11 protein-coding genes are annotated in these 17,194 nt (G+C 47.0%); 5 read left to right on the top strand and 6 right to left on the bottom strand.

Translation table 11 applies throughout. The features are described 5' to 3' along the window. Nucleotides 1-72: 72 nt before the first annotated feature. Nucleotides 73-1,614: a family 43 glycosylhydrolase gene (locus MHH57_RS24565; RefSeq protein ID WP_342435190.1), complete on the bottom strand. Its 1,542-nt coding sequence runs from the start codon at nucleotides 1,612-1,614 to the stop codon at nucleotides 73-75. A 404-nt stretch (nucleotides 1,615-2,018) separates the two neighbouring features. Here MHH57_RS24565 and hmpA point away from each other — a divergent pair, with 404 nt between their 5' ends. Further along, complete coding sequence (hmpA, locus tag MHH57_RS24560) at nucleotides 2,019-3,248, top strand: NO-inducible flavohemoprotein (RefSeq protein ID WP_069012254.1); 1,230 nt, start codon at nucleotides 2,019-2,021, stop codon at nucleotides 3,246-3,248. A 111-nt stretch (nucleotides 3,249-3,359) separates the two neighbouring features. Here the strand turns inward: hmpA and serS are convergent, their stop codons facing one another. Both serS and MHH57_RS24550 read right to left on the bottom strand, forming a co-directional pair. Further along, entirely contained in the window at nucleotides 3,360-4,649 is a 1,290-nt protein-coding gene (gene serS / locus MHH57_RS24555; RefSeq protein ID WP_342434641.1) for a serine--tRNA ligase, read from the bottom strand. Between the two features lie 185 nt (nucleotides 4,650-4,834). Continuing rightward, on the bottom strand, nucleotides 4,835-4,969 hold the full coding sequence (locus MHH57_RS24550) for a hypothetical protein (RefSeq protein ID WP_275041151.1): 135 nt from the start codon (nucleotides 4,967-4,969) through the stop codon (nucleotides 4,835-4,837). Between the two features lie 203 nt (nucleotides 4,970-5,172). On the opposite strand from MHH57_RS24550, the gene MHH57_RS24545 reads away from it, so the two are divergent. The 4 genes from MHH57_RS24545 to MHH57_RS24530 all read left to right on the top strand — a co-directional run bounded on the left by MHH57_RS24545 (nucleotide 5,173) and on the right by MHH57_RS24530 (nucleotide 12,616). After that, the gene (locus tag MHH57_RS24545) at nucleotides 5,173-7,725 is read left to right on the top strand and encodes a DUF2339 domain-containing protein (RefSeq protein ID WP_069012252.1); all 2,553 of its coding nucleotides are present in this window, start codon (nucleotides 5,173-5,175) and stop codon (nucleotides 7,723-7,725) included. Nucleotides 7,726-7,887: 162 nt separating this feature from the next. Further along, the gene (locus MHH57_RS24540; RefSeq protein WP_013312591.1) at nucleotides 7,888-9,237 is read left to right on the top strand and encodes a sodium-dependent transporter; all 1,350 of its coding nucleotides are present in this window, start codon (nucleotides 7,888-7,890) and stop codon (nucleotides 9,235-9,237) included. Between the two features lie 168 nt (nucleotides 9,238-9,405). Next, on the top strand, nucleotides 9,406-11,472 hold the full coding sequence (locus MHH57_RS24535; RefSeq protein WP_342434640.1) for an acyltransferase family protein: 2,067 nt from the start codon (nucleotides 9,406-9,408) through the stop codon (nucleotides 11,470-11,472). Nucleotides 11,473-11,668: 196 nt separating this feature from the next. After that, entirely contained in the window at nucleotides 11,669-12,616 is a 948-nt protein-coding gene (locus MHH57_RS24530; protein WP_318627736.1) for a polysaccharide deacetylase family protein, read from the top strand. An 80-nt stretch (nucleotides 12,617-12,696) separates the two neighbouring features. Here the strand turns inward: MHH57_RS24530 and MHH57_RS24525 are convergent, their stop codons facing one another. The 3 genes from MHH57_RS24525 to MHH57_RS24515 form a co-directional block, all read right to left on the bottom strand. Continuing rightward, nucleotides 12,697-13,824 (bottom strand): glycoside hydrolase family 88 protein, encoded by a 1,128-nt coding sequence (locus MHH57_RS24525; RefSeq protein ID WP_340886802.1) that lies wholly within the window; start codon nucleotides 13,822-13,824, stop codon nucleotides 12,697-12,699. Between the two features lie 49 nt (nucleotides 13,825-13,873). Next, on the bottom strand, nucleotides 13,874-15,406 hold the full coding sequence (locus MHH57_RS24520) for an MFS transporter (RefSeq protein WP_341040298.1): 1,533 nt from the start codon (nucleotides 15,404-15,406) through the stop codon (nucleotides 13,874-13,876). Between the two features lie 112 nt (nucleotides 15,407-15,518). Beyond that, nucleotides 15,519-16,871: a right-handed parallel beta-helix repeat-containing protein gene (locus MHH57_RS24515; RefSeq protein WP_165145725.1), complete on the bottom strand. Its 1,353-nt coding sequence runs from the start codon at nucleotides 16,869-16,871 to the stop codon at nucleotides 15,519-15,521. Between the last annotated feature and the right edge of the window lie 323 nt (nucleotides 16,872-17,194).

Here is a 17,194-nt window from a genome sequence, read left to right as displayed (position 1 = left end):
AATGGGTACAACATTGCGCAAGAGCTGTGCGATATTTTTTTAAGGATTAAGGCAATATTCCAAGTGTGAAAGTTAATTGCCAAGCAATCTTACTTCATGCACCGTCGGGGTATACCAGTTGTTTGGATTATTGAATAGCACTGCATTTACAAGGTTAATTCGCACGTAGCGAGCTTGAAAATTGACTTTGTCACTGGTAAAACCATACGTGGTATTACCTGTGCGATCAATCGTGGAGTAGTTAACTCCATCCATGCTGTATTCAATTTTATATTTGTAATACGCTTCAGATCCTTTGTACATAAACCATGAAATATCCACTTCGCTGATGGTCTTGGTACTGCCTAAATCGACCTGCCACCAAGCGGGCCAGGATGCGGAAGCAGCCTTCCACGAGGTTTGGGCGTTGCCATCGTTCGCCAGTGAAGCTGGAGAACTGGATGCGGCTGAGCTAGCAGTCGCTGTTTTGCCCTGTGCGTGATTCACAAGGGATGGTAGGATTACTGTGCCTGTCGCAGCATCCAGATCCCAGCTACTGTACCAGTTCAGGGTTGCTGTTTTGTTGGAGTCATTCAGAGTTAGTGGCAACCAGATGAATTTGTGGTCGCTCAGGTTGAGCGGATTCCAGCGGTCGCCCATATAGATGTAGCTGGTTCCTGCGCTACCCGTAATCGTGGCGATGGAGTGGATTTGCGATCCATAAGCCGCCGGATCACCGAAGGGCGATAGAGCAGACCAGCTTCCCGTCATGGAACTGGCGGTTGCGTAAGCGCCCTGATTCGGATACCAGCCGGATGCCTGCGAGGTGAACAGGTAGTAGGTGTTGTTCTTTTTCACAACAGCAGGAGCTTCGCGATAGCCATTTTCAAAAATCCAGCCAACAAACGACTGCACGCCCGTATAATCAGCTGTCAGCTTGAAGATCGCCATCGTATCGTTGGCGCCGCCATTTTTACGGGAAGCTGTAATAAGGTAGCCGCTACCGTCAGTATCCGTGAACACCGTCATATCACGAGATTCGTAATTCAGCGGGCGAAAGCTGCCTTGGTAGGCAAAATTTCCGTCGGGTGTATCGCTGGTAGCGACGGCTACACGACCTAGGGAGTAGTCCGTGCCATTTTCATAGTGCGCCCATAATACATATTTTCCGGTGGTTTTGTTGTAGATGACTTTGGGACGTTCGATTTTGCTCGAATTTAGCTCAGGGGCGGAACCTTTGGTGAGAATAGTGCTGCGGAAGGACCAATTTTTCAGATCGGTTGAGGTATACACGTTCACTTTTTCAAATTTCCAGTTTTCGGCGTGCTCGCCGTACCAATAATAAGTGGAACCTACTTTTAGGATATTACCGCTGTTCGCCTGAATGGGGTTACCTGCGGTGTCTTTCCAATCCGTTCCGTTCGTAATGGCCGTGCTTGCTGTTGCGCTCAGGGATAGTTCGGCATTGGCGACGTCCAAACCATTCAGCGCCTGGTTCACTTCGGTCCCGTAGGTTGCTTGCGTAACTCCTGTTGTATGGGCATGGGCTACGTCGGGTTGAAGACCCGCACTGGACACTGCGAACAGGATACAAATCCATGCGGCTAACCATTTGCTGCTGTGGATCCACTTCACGATATCATCTGCCTCCTTTAACACGAATAGGATGGGCCGTAACGGCTTGTCCGGCACCTCATCTTCGATTTTATCCCAATTGGAAGCGTTTACAAGTGGAATAAATTGAAGTCTTTAGCATGGTGAAACTGTTGTTAGGAGAAAGGACAAATCTGATCATTACATACAAAATAGGTATATAGATATTTGAAACTTTGGGGAAAGCTCGTCAGTTATGTGGGAAGTGTTTGTGATTGTGCGTTTTGTCATTGACACGTTCACATTATTTCAAATTTAAAGTGACTGGAATCACATAAACGGTTACTTTATGTGGGTATACTGGGTTTTAAATTGAGGATTAACAAATGGGACATATGTTGAAATACCCTTTGTTATCTTATTTTGGAGAGAAGAGGGATACAAAGATGCTAAGTGAGCAAACCATTGCAACGATCAAATCGACTGTACCTGTTTTGGAGGTACACGGAACTACAATCACCAAGCGTTTTTACCAGATGATGTTTGAAGCCCATCCCGAGCTTCTCAATATATTCAATCACGCGAATCAGAAGCAAGGACGTCAACAGGGAGCGCTGGCCAATGCTGTATACGCAGCTGCACAGCACATTGACCGTCTGGAGGAAATTATTCCGGTGGTACGTCAGATTGCACATAAGCATCGCAGTTTGGGAATTAAGCCCGAGCATTATCCAATTGTCGGAAAATATCTGCTCGCTGCGATCAAAGACGTACTGGGAGATGCGGCTACAGACGAGATCATTGCCGCATGGGCTGAGGCCTATGGTGTGATCGCTAATGTATTTATAGACATGGAAGCTGAAATGTACAAGGAGGCTGGACAGCAGCAGGGAGGCTGGTCAGACTTTAAGAGCTTTGTTGTGCAGAAAAAGGTTAAGGAAAGCGACCAAATTACGTCCTTTTATTTGGTGCCGCAGGATGGACAGGTGCTGCCTGAATTCGAGCCTGGGCAATATATCAGCTTAAAAATGGAAATTCCGGGCGAACATAATACCCATATTCGTCAATACAGCCTTTCGGATGCACCGGGCCAATCCCACTACCGGATATCTGTAAAGCGCGAGGATGCCGTAGAGTCACGTCCGGCAGGTAAAGTATCCGTATATCTGCATGAGCAGGTACAAGAGGGCGATGTGCTTCAGGTATCTGCACCGGCGGGTGATTTTACGCTGGATCGGGCAGATCGCAGACCTGTCGTGCTGATCAGCGGCGGGGTCGGGCTAACCCCAATGGTCAGTATGCTGGCTTCCTTGGTGAAATCTGCTCCGCATCGGCCTGTCACCTTTGTCCACGCAGCAGTCAACGGAGATAACCATGCTCTGCGCAATGAGGTGGAAAAGCTGGTCGCCACACATGCACAGGCTGCAGTTCGTTGGTGTTACAGCAGACCAACGGAGCAAGATCGGCTGGCACAGGCTTTTCACAAGGAAGGTCGTTTGGATCTGGCCTGGTTGCAATCCGTGATACCGGAACGTAACGCACAATATTACTTTTGCGGCCCTGAGGGATTCATGCAATCGGTATACGGCCTGTTGAAGGAGTGGAATATCCCTGCTTCGGATATCCACTATGAATTCTTTGGCCCTGCCAGCGCTTGGGAAGCAGAAGCACAATGACACAATGAAACATCAAAAAAGACGAAGGATATTTGTCCTTCGTCTTTTTTGCGATGATACAATGGGAAATCCTGCTCATGGGGTACTACTTTTCAAAGTGCACTCCTGTTTTCATAACAAGGGAGTACGCAAAAATTCCATACCTCGCGGCATATATGGACGTAAAGCCTCCGGAATACGGATCGAACCGTCCTCTTGCTGGTGATGCTCCAGCAACGGAATCAAAATCCGGGGCGAAGCAACCGCTGTGTTGTTGAGCGTGTAACAATATCGCAGCTTGCCGTCCGCATTACGGTAGCGGATGTTGGAACGACGCGCCTGAAAATCAAGCAGTTGCGACGACGAATGTGTCTCGCCGTAAGCTTGACGGCTAGGCATCCATGTCTCAATGTCCACCTGCTTGTAGGTTTTTTGCGCCATGTCGCCTGTACAGACAGCCATCTTACGGTAGGGCAGTTCCAGCAGTTGAAGCAGGTCCTCCGCATTGCGCGTAATCTCCTGAAACATCTGCTCTGAAGCGTCCAGGCTGGCTTCACAGATGATGACCTGCTCGACCTTGGCAAACTGGTGCACACGATACAGTCCGTGCACATCCCTTCCGGCCGAGCCGACCTCATTGCGGAAGCATACGGACACGGCTGCCAGCCGAATCGGGTCCGTAACATCCACGATCTCACCGCTGTAATACGAGACCAGCGGCACTTCCGAAGTGCCTACAAGCCACTGATCCTCTCCTGTGATGCGGTACGTCTGATCCAGTCCGAGCGGGAAGAAACCAGTGCTGCGCATCGCCTCTGCACGTACCATCAGTGGAACGTCCAGCAACTGGAATCCGCGTTCAGTCAGCAGATCCACCGCAAGCTGCTGCACAGCCCGATGCAATGCAACCCCTGCTCCCGTCAGATAGTAGTTACGGGTACCGGCTGTTTTGACACCCCGAGGGACGTCGATAAGCTTGTGAAGCTCACCAAGCGCCATATGATCCTTTGGCTCAAATCCGAAGTTCGGAACCGACCCGACCCGCTCCAGTTCTACATTATCCTCATCCGATCTTCCCCGTGGTGTATCTGGCGATACGATATTAGGCATCAGAAGCAAAAGCTGTTGAAACTGTTCTTCTACTTCCTGTTGCGGGGCCTCCAGAAGATCTAGCTGTCCGTTAATTTCTTTGACCTGATGCTTTGCTCCTTCGGCCTGCTCACTCTTACCAGCATGGATTAGCGCACCAATATCCTGACTACACTGATTTCGCTTCTGCCGAAGCTGTTCCACTTCCTGAAGCAGCTGTTTTCTCCGCTCATCCAGAGTCAACAGCTCTGCGACCGATACTTGTATTCCTTTGCCGTCTGCTGCCGTCTGAACCTGTTCTTGATGCTCTCTGATCCATTTGATATCCAACATGACACCGCACTCCTTTTCGGATAAAAATACAAAAAGCGCCCTCATCCATAAGGGACGAGGAGCGCTTTGATCTCGCGGTGCCACCCAAATTGACCGGACAGCATGACAGATGTCATGACTCTCCAATCCACTTTGCTCCGCTGTAACGGGCGGGTCCGGTTTACTTAGGTACATATCGCCATATCCTACGCTAACGTATGGTCCTTGGCGTAAACGCCTCCGAGTTGGATGCTCTTCACAGGCATAATATCGTTTGCTTTTTTGTTAGTATACTGATTTTCGGCAGGGTAATCAAGGGCATGACTCTGCAACACATCCATGCGGGTTTCATGTTTGCGAAGGGAAAAGGTAGGCTTTATTTCTTATGTATATTCGTCCTGCTTTTTTTGTGATGATGAAACTGGAAGAAAATTTAAGTAAAAACACCAATTTAACGCTCAAAATAGGCTATAGTCTCTATAATGCCTTTTTAATTTCATGTAAAATGTAATGATTACCAAAATGGACAGCGATGGAGGAGAACATGGAGGATTTTAAAGATCGTTTACATACGATCCGCCAAGAACAGAACAAGCTGCTCAAGGAGTATCAAACATTAATCGCAGACTATGAAGCCTCAGATATCATTTTGGAGAATGAGGTTCTGCGAAAAAAGTTCGAGGATTATCAGGCTCGCTGCATTCACTTGGAAGAGCGAGTACGACATATTGAGCAGGAAAATGGAAAATTGCGCACTGCGCTGACGGAGCAAATGCTGAGCGAAAAGGCGAATATGATTCGCATTTCGCGTGAAAAGCTGGAGACCTATTTTGCTTCCAGAACCACAGAAGGGGAAAATCGGCTGACATCCTTTGAATATGGGGCTAAAAACCGAGTGGACCAGCTTATTCAGCAAACTACGCATGAGCTTAAAGAAGATCAGGACGAGATCGTCGCCCGATTACGACTGTTCTCAGAGGAGATACGAGACCGAATCATGGAGCAACGCAGGCGGTTTCAGGAGGCCGAGCGCAAATTGCTTCATCAGACGGCAAGCGAGTTCCAGCAGTTCGGAGAAGAAGAGATCAGCGAAGAAACGATGCAGAAGCGCATGAAGCAAAATCAGTTTGAAATGAAGTTAGGCTTGAACTGGATCAACAAGCTGGGGATTTTGCTCATTATATTGGGTGTGGGAGCCGCATTTAAATACTCATACTCGAACTGGTTTACAGGAAATATGAAGGGCGTTGCCTTCTTTCTGCTAGGAGCGCTGATGCTGGGCGGCGGCGAATGGCTGTACCGCAAGCAGAAGCAGACCTTTGCGCTCGGTATTTTGGGCGGCGGTATTTCTGTACTGTACGGATCGATTTTTTACAGCTACTTTTTGTTAGAAATCATAGGAATGTATACAGGCATAGGCTTGTCCGTACTCGTTACAGTGACCGCTGTGCTACTGTCATTAAGGTATGAATCCCGAACGATATGCTCTTTTGGTTTAGTAGGGGGATATCTTCCGCTCTTTTCCTATATGGCAGCGAACGGGCTGGAAGGGAACGCCGTGTATATCGCCATGGGCTATTTGTTCCTGTTAAACTTGCTGATTCTGCTTGTATCCTTCCGCAAACGGTGGGTCGTCGTGCAATATATCAGCTTTTTGCTTAATACGCCCTTGATGATTGTGCTGGCGTGGTTATCGGAAAGCGCCGTAGCGAGCATGCTGTATGCAGTCATTACATTTGCGATGTACCTCGGGATGACACTGTGGGTGCCGTTCCGTTTAAAAACAAAACTGTCATGGCTGGATTTCTCCCTATTGGCTCTGAATACAGTCGTGAGCTGTTCCGTTCTGTATTCTCTGTTCGGTGATGCAGGCCTGGATGATTATAAAGGCTTGTTGGCTCTCGTCTTTTGCTTGGTGTACGGGGGTCTGGGACAATGGGTCCGTCGATATATTCCAGAGGAGAAACAAACCAAAATATTATTTTATGCGACTTCGTTGACCTTTGCCATCCTTATGATTCCGTTCCAGTTTGGAGTTAGATGGTTATCCATGGGGTGGTTGATCGAAGCGGTTCTTCTTACATTATATGGCCACCGTTACCGGTTGAAGGAATTGGAACGAGCTGGCTGGGGCATTTTATTACTGTGTCTGGGCGCATTCTTTTTCGTCGATTTCCCTATATATCTGTTGTCAGGATTTGAGACGGATTATTTTGGACTCAAATATACGCTCATTACACTGGGAATGTTGGTCGTTACCGTCTTCTATGCGATTGAATTTAGCCGTCCGAATGCTTTCAAAAACAATCGGTTGTACGAAATGCATATCATGCAAGGATTTAAATATGTAGCTTTGGTGAACGTGTATTTCTACCTTTTGTATGAAGCCGGGCATTGGTATAACATCGTTGTATCCGACGAGTTTGCCCATTACACCTTGTACAAAGTATTGTTGTACACCTGCGTATCGCTGGTGTTGGCTTATTTCCTGCCTAAAGTGAAGCTGCTGTACGATCGGGTGATTAAATACTACAGCTTGGCGTTGTACGTCATAGGCTATGCGCTGGCACTGGTGGCCACCGTAGCGATTCCAACTTTGCATGAAAATTATGCGCAAAATACGGCTGCTGATTATGTGGCGTTGGTGGTACTTGCTGCCTTCAATGTGCTGGTATTCTTCAGTAGCAGGGATTTCTTGAACGCACTGATGACCCGACATTATAGAAGTAATGAGTTATATCCGGTCATTATGGGTGTATATTTGCTGGGCATCATAACCGCCTTTCTCGGAGTTCAGTTCCGTCTGGGGGATGCTGGTCTTGTGTTCAGTCTGGTGTATTTGCTACTGGCCATTTTGTATATTGTATACGGCTTCCTCAAGCGAGTGGTCTACATTCGCAGATTTGGATTGGGCTTGACCTTGCTGTCGACAGGTAAGCTGCTGTTGTATGATCTGCACCTGTTAACGACAGGAAGCACGATTGTAGCCTACTTCTCTTTTGGTGTTGTACTGTTGGCGATTTCGTATATTTATCAAAAAGTATCCAATCGCATGGGAGAGACCATAATAAAGAAGGATATTGAAGAAAAAATGTAGTTTTCTGTTGTATTGTGTAGATACCGAACATTATGAAAATAAATCCGGTAATAGTGAAAAATTATGCATGACCTTACATCCTACTTACGCTATAATGAGTAAAAATTATTTATGTGCGCATGCTCATGTTTATGCGTAAGTAGAGAGAATGAGGGGGATATAATGAATTTGAGCAAGGGGCAGAATAGCCTGTCTGATAAAAATGAACGCTTCTCGTCAGCTGGATTTATATTGGCGGCGATCGGAAGTGCGGCAGGACTAGGTAACATTTGGAAATTTCCGTATATTACAGGACAATATGGCGGAGCTGCATTTTTCTTATTGTTTATTGTCTGCCTGTTGCTTGTTGGTTTGCCTGTACTTTTAGCAGAGCTTGCGCTTGGTCGTGCAGGTCGAGGAAGTGCTGCTTCTGCAATGGTAAAAGTAGGCGGTCATCCGATTTGGGGCAAGATGAGCATCATGTTTGTTATCGTGCCGTTTGTTATCTTGTCGTTCTATGCCATTGTAGGAGGCTGGACACTGCATTATGCCGTAGAGGCATTTAGCGGAAATCTGTTTTCAAATAATGATTTTGCTGGACAGTTCGCTTCTTTTTCCTCCGGCTATGCGCCGTTGGTTTGGCTGTTAGTTGTTTTTGCATTTACAGCAGTCGTGGTTACGCTTGGGGTATCGAACGGGATTGAAAAGTTTAATAAAATTTTGATTCCTGCCAAGGTCATCCTGCTGCTCGTGTTGATGATTAACGCTCTTATGCTGCCAGGCTCTGGTGCGGGCGTATCCTTCTTTCTGAATCCTGACTTCTCTAAGCTAAGTATAGAGTCTGCATTGGTTGCTTTGGGACATGCCTTCTTCTCACTCTCACTGGGGATGGGGATTATGATCACGTACGGTGCATATGTGGATCGCCGTCAATCCCTGGGTGGAGCCATGCTGGCCGTTGGTGGTGGAGATTTAATCTATGCGTTTATCGCAGGTATGATTATTTTCCCTACAACCTTCTCCTTCGGAATTAATCCAGCTCAAGGACCATCGCTGGTTTTCATTGCTTTACCGGCTGCATTCTCGGCAATGCCTTTTGGTGCATTCTTCGGCGGTTTGTTCTTCGTACTGCTGGCGGTTGCTGCGTTAGGTTCTATGGTATCCTTGCTGGAAGTTCCAGTAGCCTATGTCATGGAGCGTATGCGTTGGAGCCGGGTTCGCTCCGTTATCGTCGTATCGGTCCTGTGCTTGATGCTGGGCGTCCCTTCTGCATTGTCCATGGGGCTGGTGCCAGAGTTAAAAGTGGGGGATAAATCATTCTTTGATTTCGTAGATTTCACCGCGTCCAACATCTTCTTACCGTTAGGCGGTTTGTTGATTGTTATATTCACAGGTTACTACTGGAAGACTGCGGCTGAGCATGCGAACATCAAACCCTTCTGGTTCAATGTTTGGTTATTCGGTCTTCGGTATGTTGCACCGATCCTGATGTTGTTGGTCTTCCTTCATACCTCAGGTATCATCAAATTTTAAGAGAATAGAATCCGAATAAAGAGGCATTTTCTTCCTAAGGGAAGAGATGCCTTTTTTTGTATATCTATCAGTGGTTACCTAACTGTGGAAAGGAATGATATAATAAAAACATTGTCATTAATTTTAACTTCAATGAAATCATTACGATTATGAAGTTTTATATAATGAATGAAAAGGCTACAAGGCATCGCACAGACGATGTGCAGGAGAGGGAAAGGGCAGAAGAGCATTGAAACAGACAGGGAGCTTGAATTTGCAAGAAGGACGGCGGCTGAAATGAAGTCTAATCGGTTGTCGTCACAACGTCGTTATATGCCAGGTTTGGATGGTTTAAGAGCGCTGGCGGTCATCGCAGTCATTGTGTATCATCTGAATCCGGATTGGTTGCCGGGTGGTTTGTTGGGTGTAGGCGTGTTTTTTACGTTGTCGGGGTATCTGATTACAGATATTTTGGTTAGTCAGTGGGATACATATCATAGTTTTAAAATGAAAGATTTCTGGCTGCGTCGTGCCAGAAGGTTGCTGCCTGCCATGTTGACGGTTGTGGCTGTCATCGTCCTGTGCTCGTTGCTCTTCGATCCGTCACGGCTAACGGCCTTGCGCGGAGATGTTCCTGCCGCATTGGTGTATATGAGTAATTGGTGGTTTATTTTCCATCAGGTTTCGTATTTTGAAAGTTTCGGCCCCCCTTCTCCGCTTGGGCATCTGTGGTCACTGGCGGTGGAGGAGCAGTTTTATATCCTGTGGCCTTTACTGCTGGCGCTCGGGCTAAAATTCATGCCCAAGCGTATTGTGCTTGCAGGCTGGGTGACTTGTCTGGCGTTAATATCTGCGCTCCTGATGGCCGTGATTTACGTACCGGGAAGCGACCCGAGCCGGGTGTATTACGGCACGGATACGCGTGGATTTGCTTTACTAATTGGTGCAGCGCTGGCCTTGGTGTGGCCAAGCGGCAAGCTGAAAGAGCAAGCTTCTGCTAAGGCGCGTATGCTTCTGGACAGCATCGGTGCGATAAGCTTGCTACTGCTTTGTCACTGGGCGTGGGCCTCGAATGAATACGACCCATCTCTGTACCGGGGCGGCCTGCTGGGCATAGCCTTGGTCACTGCTATTGTGGTCGCAGCGTTGGCTCATCCGGTAAGCCACCTTGGTCGTCTCCTTGGAATCAAGCCGCTACGCTGGATTGGAGCCCGTTCCTACGGTCTGTATCTGTGGCATTTTCCGGTTATTACGCTAACGACGCCTCAAGTAGATACCGATGGCGTACATGTGACGCGTATCATTTTACAATTGCTAGCTACCGTATTGCTGGCGTCTCTCTCGTTTAAATATATCGAGGAGCCGATTCGCCATGGAGGATTCCGCCACTGGATTACAGAAATCCGTTCAGCGGTTCGTAGACAGGCGCGGTGGAGATGGATGCCTACAACTACAGCGGCTGTGCTTTTTGCGGGTATTCTCATGGGTACCGTCCACCTGTACGTTGCTTCTCCTGATGCAACGATTCAGGCGGCATCAAGTGATGAGAAGCCAGTCGCAAAGGCAAAGGCGATGCCGCCACTTCACAGAACGGTATCCGTGGCTTCCAAGGAGCCCCAAGCCACCAAGCTGCAAGGATCCGAGGGCAGCAAGGCGCAGACCCCAGCCCTGTCTCAAGCCCAGACGCCTAAAAACACGGCGGTCCAGGTGGGTACTACGGATGATGTTACGAAACCGTCGGAACCTTCGGACAAACCCAAAGAAGATACGCCTATGACAGGTGATGGGTCGAGTGTGACCGCCATTGGAGACTCTGTCATGTTAGATGTACAGTCGTACCTTCAGGAATCCTTCCCGGGAGCTGTTGTAGATGGGCGGATCGGTCGTCAGATGGCCGAAGCGCCTGCCGTACTGGAGCAGCTAAGACAGAACGGACAGCTAGGTAAGACAGTTATCATTGAGCTGGGCACGAACGGCGCTTTCACCAAGGATCAGTTGGCGAATTTGCTCGCCAGTCTGAAGGATACGAAGCGTATTATACTCGTGAATACCCGTGTGCCTCGGCCATGGGAGAGTATTGTGAACAAGCATCTTGCCGAAGCTGCATCCCAAGACCCACGAATTACAATGATTGACTGGTATGCAGCAAGCTCTGGTAAAAATTCATATTTCGAGCATGACGGAGTACATTTAAAACCTAAAGGTGCTAAAGCTTATGCGTCCTTGTTAGCTCAGGTCCTAACGAAACAATCGTAATAAACTGCAATGATACTCGTAATTATGCAAATGCAAGACAAGAAAGCCACCGGGAGTAGGTTGTCCTCTGGTTGAAGTGCATCCCTAAATTTTCACCGGCTTAAACCTAAGGGTTTTTCCAATGTCCATTCTAAGGTGTGTACATCCACCCTGATCCGGTGGTTTTTCTTATTTTAGTGTGGAGGTACATAAGCTAATGGAAAAGGGCTATTCACATAGTAGAACAAGTGAGCACCGCTTGAAGAGGAACAGAAGAAGGCTGATACTGATTGCTATTATATTATTTGTGGCAGGCTGCATTACTTTCATTGCGATAAAGGTTTCGGATAGTAAGCCACACGCGCCGACCCAGGAGCTTGCTAAAAAAACGGATTCCGGATCATCAAACGTTAAATCCAGCGCAGGGGCAAAGGGTAAAGCGGCCTCTCCAAAAAACGATCCCGATGTAGAAGACGGTGCCTTTGTTGAAAAATATTTAAATCAGCAAATGCTAGGACAAATGCCCGATGGTGCTGATGGTAAAAAAGTGGCCTACTTATCCTTTGATGACGGACCATCCGTGACGGTCACACCTCAGATATTAGATATTCTGAAAAAGCAGAAGGTCAAGGCAACTTTTTTTATTGTAGGTAAAGAAGCCAATGAAAATGAGCATACCAGGAATCTTATCAAAAGAATTGTCAAAGAGGGTCACGCGATAGGAAACCATACGTACTCACATAATTATAAATATTTATATCCGAACAGACGAGTAAGTACGGATCATGTTATGCAGGAGATCGAGAAGAACAATCAGGTTCTAAAAAGTATTCTGGGGCCAGAATTCTCCACCAGAATGATCCGCTTCCCTGGGGGGCACATGACATGGAACAGAAGAGATCCACAGGGAATGGCTGCTCTGGATAAGGTTTTGCGTCAAAAGGATTACCATCAGGTGGACTGGAATGTATTAACGAAGGATGCAGAGGGAAGATCCAAGAAAGCACCGGCACTAATCAACCAGTTTATAAGGTCAGTCAAAGGTCGAGAAAAAGCAATTATACTCATGCATGACACCTATGGTAAAGAAGAAACAGCCAAAGCATTGCCGCAAATCATAGAATATCTGAAGAAACAGGGATATGAATTTAAAGTTATGAAGTAAGTAAGATAGGCATAAATGAGGAAAGGACGGGGCTGATGGCCACCGTCCTTTTTGCTATTAAGGTATATCGTTCGCGTATTTTAGATGCGTTCTGCTTCACCCATCGCCTGAATGAAAGCTCCGATACCTTTGGGGTCGTTGGTTATAATCGGCTCACTGATATAGTAAGCGAAGGTACCGTCCCGACGATCTTTACCACCCAAACCGCTTACTTGCACCGTTTTGTTCAGATTCACGAGTCCTTCTTCAGTGATCGTGATAAATTCATCGATAATACCCTTACGGATGATTTCTGCCTCTTGACGATATTGCTCTGGCAGATAGCCTTTGCGAACGCCCTTGGCAATAGCATAGAGAATCATGCAGGAAGCTGAAGCCTCCAGATAGTTGCCTTTCACATGGCCCAGGTTGAGCACTTGATAAAAGACTCCACTTTCTTTATCACGCACTTTCAGCAGGGCTTCCAGTGTTTCCGTCAGCATATCGATCAGGACAGGACGGTCTGCATGATCCTCTGGAATATAGTCCAGCACGTCAACGAGTGCCATAACGAACCAACCCATCGAGCGTCCCCAGAAATTTTTGGAACAGCCTGTTTCCGGGTTGCACCAATGCTGCTCACCCTTCTCATCCCAAGCATGGTAGAGCAGACCCGTTTCAGGATCACGCGTATGCTTGTAGCAAAGCTTGAATTGTAGGGTCACATCGTCAAACTCTGACGGATCTCCGAATTCGCGGATAAATTCAGCGTAGAACGGGGCACCCATGTACAAGCCGTCGAGCCAAATTTGATACGGATAAATTTGCTTATGCCAGAATGCGCCCTCGCTTGTGCGTGGGTGTTTTTCCAACTGACTGCGTAATTGGTAGGCTGCCTTTTTGTATCGTTCATCTCCTGTGGCACGATACAGCGAGAAGAGCAGCTTGCCGTTATTCACGTGGTCAATATTGTACTCATCTACTTTATAGCGCTGAATTACGCCATTATCGTCAACAAAATGATCCATATGTTTTTTTATAAATTCCATGTACTTGGGATCGCCTGTCAGTTCGCCAACCCATTCCAGACCTCTGTAAATCACGCCATGGTCATATTCCCATTTTTCGTAAAATTCCGGGCTCCGTTGTAGAACGGAATCGCTCATACGTACAGCCCAAGAATCTGTTTTTGTAGGACTGGTGGTTGGTTGTGATGTTGGATTTGCCATGATACAGTCACCTCTTTAGTAAATGTTTAATCTGTAATTGTTATTGTTGTTACATAGATGGAGTGTGTGTCTTAGGGTCAACGGGTTTGTTCTTGAAGCCCACGTTATTGTTACCCCAGCACCGATCGTAATGGAAACCTGTCAGTTCCTCGAATACCTTCCGGGCTTGCGGTTTAGCTGATTTCATGGAGCCACCGTTTTTGAGGCGGTCAATTTCGGCGATTAGCTTCTTGTGGCTGTCAATATCCAGCTTCATCACGACAGAAGCAATCATACCGATGATCGCAAGAACGATGGTACCAACTACGAGTACATAAAAGATGGCGTGCTGAGCAGCGACGGGCTGACTATCAGCCCCGGATACAAAGCCAAAATGCTGTAACACCCAGCCGAGAATGAAGACGACAACGGCCCGCACCATTTTTCCGGCAAAAGTCATCATACCTGCATAAATTCCTTCCCGGCGACGGCCAGTCAACGCTTCATCCACATCGGCAAGGAACGTATATTGATTCCAAGGGATATAGTAGACGCCCCCTGTACCAAGTCCCATGAACAGTGTGATGACATATAGCCATACCATCGTATTAGAGGCTCCCGTTATATAGAGCAGGCCATAACCTGCTACGCTAAAGCAAACGACAACGAGTGCAGCGATGAATGGCATACGGAATCCTTTACGCACACAGAATTGGATGAAGAAATAGGTAGAAATCAATTGAATGACAGAGTTAAAGCTATTCAGATTAGATACCATCTCCGAGCTTTGGAACAAGGAGAAAACAATAAAGTACGTAAAAGCAGAAGTAAATAGCCACTCAGCTGAAAAGCCGCCCAGGTACATCCCGAGATGATGACGGAACGTCTTGACCCGGAAGGTAGAAGAAATGTCGATAAACAACTTTTTCATCGAATCTATAAAGGAAAGCGGAGCTTCACCTTCCAGTTCCTTTTGCAGTTCCTCACTTGGACGTTCCCAGGAGTTTTTATACAAGAATGCCATCGCAATCAGCAAAATAGCTGCAAAAACGAGACCGGTATAAAAGAAAGGCAATGGAGAGTCTTTGCCATACTCGGCAATAAAGCGACCAGGGATAAAAGCGGCGGCAAAATTGGCAATTTTGCCAAACATGGCCTTCCATCCAGTTAATCTGGAGCGTGCGCCGAAGTCGCGGGTCATCTCTGACGCTAGTGCTTCATACGGTACCATGACTGAGGTATACACCAGTTCAAACAGCACGTACGTACTCAGGTAATACCAGAAGCCCAACCCATCTACCCAAAGCATCGGATACACGAGCATCAGCGGGATACCCATCATGATGAAAAAGCGTCGTCTGCCGAATTTACGGCCCAAGCGGGTCCGGTGAAAGTTATCGCTGATAAAGCCCATGACCGGATTGCTGACTGCATCTATGATGCTAGCAACAGAGAAAATGGCCGCGGCCTGAACGGGAGACAGTCCGCAAAAGGTTGTATAAAAGTACATTAACCATGCACCGCTAATCGCAAGTGCGCCACTTCCCAGCATGTTACCGCTTCCATAGGCGAGTGTATGTTTCAGTGTGATTCTTCGTTCCATGATCTGTTCACCTCATATTTTGTCTGGTTATGAGGACAATCACCGGTCGCTATATTATGCAGAATTGTCTAAGTTGGTAGATGGGCCAGGGCGTCCTGATTAAGCTGGGCTTTTAACGTGCCCCTATATTTTTTCCGCTCGGAGTACCCGAGCCGATCAGATCGCTCCCTTTGGCCAGCTTAAGGAAATCACCTAGCTGGATGGAACCGTCTGCACCTCGAGTGATAGAAGGCGTGAGACTAACAAAGTCGTCTGCACTGACTACCAGACCTTTGGCATTCGTCGATTTTTTGTTTTTCCACCAAACGCTAGAGTTGTCTTGATCTGTACCGCTTGTTTTGTCACTGGCGCTTCCCTCAAAGGAAAGATTGTTAATGAACACGTGATCACCCTTGTCAAAAGCAAAATTACTTTGTCCATTGTCCCACGAGGTATTATTGGTCAACGTAATGCTGCCGGGGTTGCTATTGTAGGTGAAGCCGTGTTTTTTGTTCTGGAAAGCAATACTGTTTTTCACAATATGGTTGACTTTGATTTTGTCTCCACCCAGCTTAAAGCCATTGCCGTCGCTGTTCGCGGTAGACGTTCCATCTGCGGTCTGCCCGTTGTGGTGGGCCACACTGTTCAGGATGGTTACCTCACCGATAGGGCCTGTTTCTGTTTTGCTATACAAATCCCAACCATCGTCTACGTTGTACGCAGCCAAGCAGTTATCAAACACATTGCCTGATCCTACAGTCAATTTGGCCGCGAAGCCATCGGCATCCTCACCATTATCGGGATCAGCGTTATCATGAGAGTAAGAATTCAAAATCAAATTATTCGAAGGCCACTCACTAGTGGAAGCGTTAGGAGAGTAACGCCCAAGCTGAAGTCCAGTATCCCGGTTGTGGTGGGTTTCCACGTTTTCGATTCGGTTATTGCTACCGCCGATATAGATACCATTATCTCCGGCACCCTTTACTTCAAGGCCCTTTACCAGCCAAAAGTCTCCGTTAAGCTGAAGTCCACGATTGGCTGAACCAAAGGCTTGAGCAGAGAAATCAAGTACCGGCTTTTCACTACCGTAAGCGACCAACCCTTTGAGTGAGCCGTTATTGCCGCTATTTTCACGCTGAATTGTAATCGTTGAGGAGTAGGTGTAGTTGCCACCGCGCAGGTAAATGGTTTTACCAGGAGCAATTTGTGTAAGAGCTGCTTCGAGTGTGGTAGGACTAGATATGGTGCCGGGATTGGACACGTTACCATTTGGCGCCACATACAAATCTCCTGCCGCTAACGTTGTGGAGACGGTGGTTGAGTCAGTTGTACTAACTGCCTCTTCTGTGAGTGCGGAAGAAGGGGTGTCGTTGGGTAACGTATCTGCGTAAGCGGTTCCAATAATACAAGAAGAGGCGAAAACAAAAGAAACACTGAGTCTTAGAGCGTTAAATCCGTTTTTTGGACGATCATTCCGTTTAAACATGTAAATTCCTCCTCATTTGAGTTCTTATTTTAAAAGAAGATAGCATATATAAAAGTGGCTCATGCTGTCTTACCAGTAAAAACAGGACACCTCCTGGGGTGACAGATTGATCTAACCTATGTCTAATACGCTCTATGAAGTATATGCACAGTGTAATATATGTTAACGTTTGCATCAACAGTTTTTTACTGTTTTTTTAATGTTGTGAAAAAAAGTTCACACTTTTGTTTCAACTAAAAATGCACTTTTGTCAGACTGGGAAAATTTGATTATACTTAAACATTATACATATAATAGGAATGAAGACTGTGGGAAAGGGTGGT

Source organism: Paenibacillus sp. FSL H7-0442 (assembly GCF_038593105.1).
GTDB lineage: Bacteria > Bacillota > Bacilli > Paenibacillales > Paenibacillaceae > Paenibacillus > Paenibacillus polymyxa_D.
Note: the sequence above shows the minus strand (reverse complement) of the source record. Positions and strands in the feature narration are given on the sequence as shown.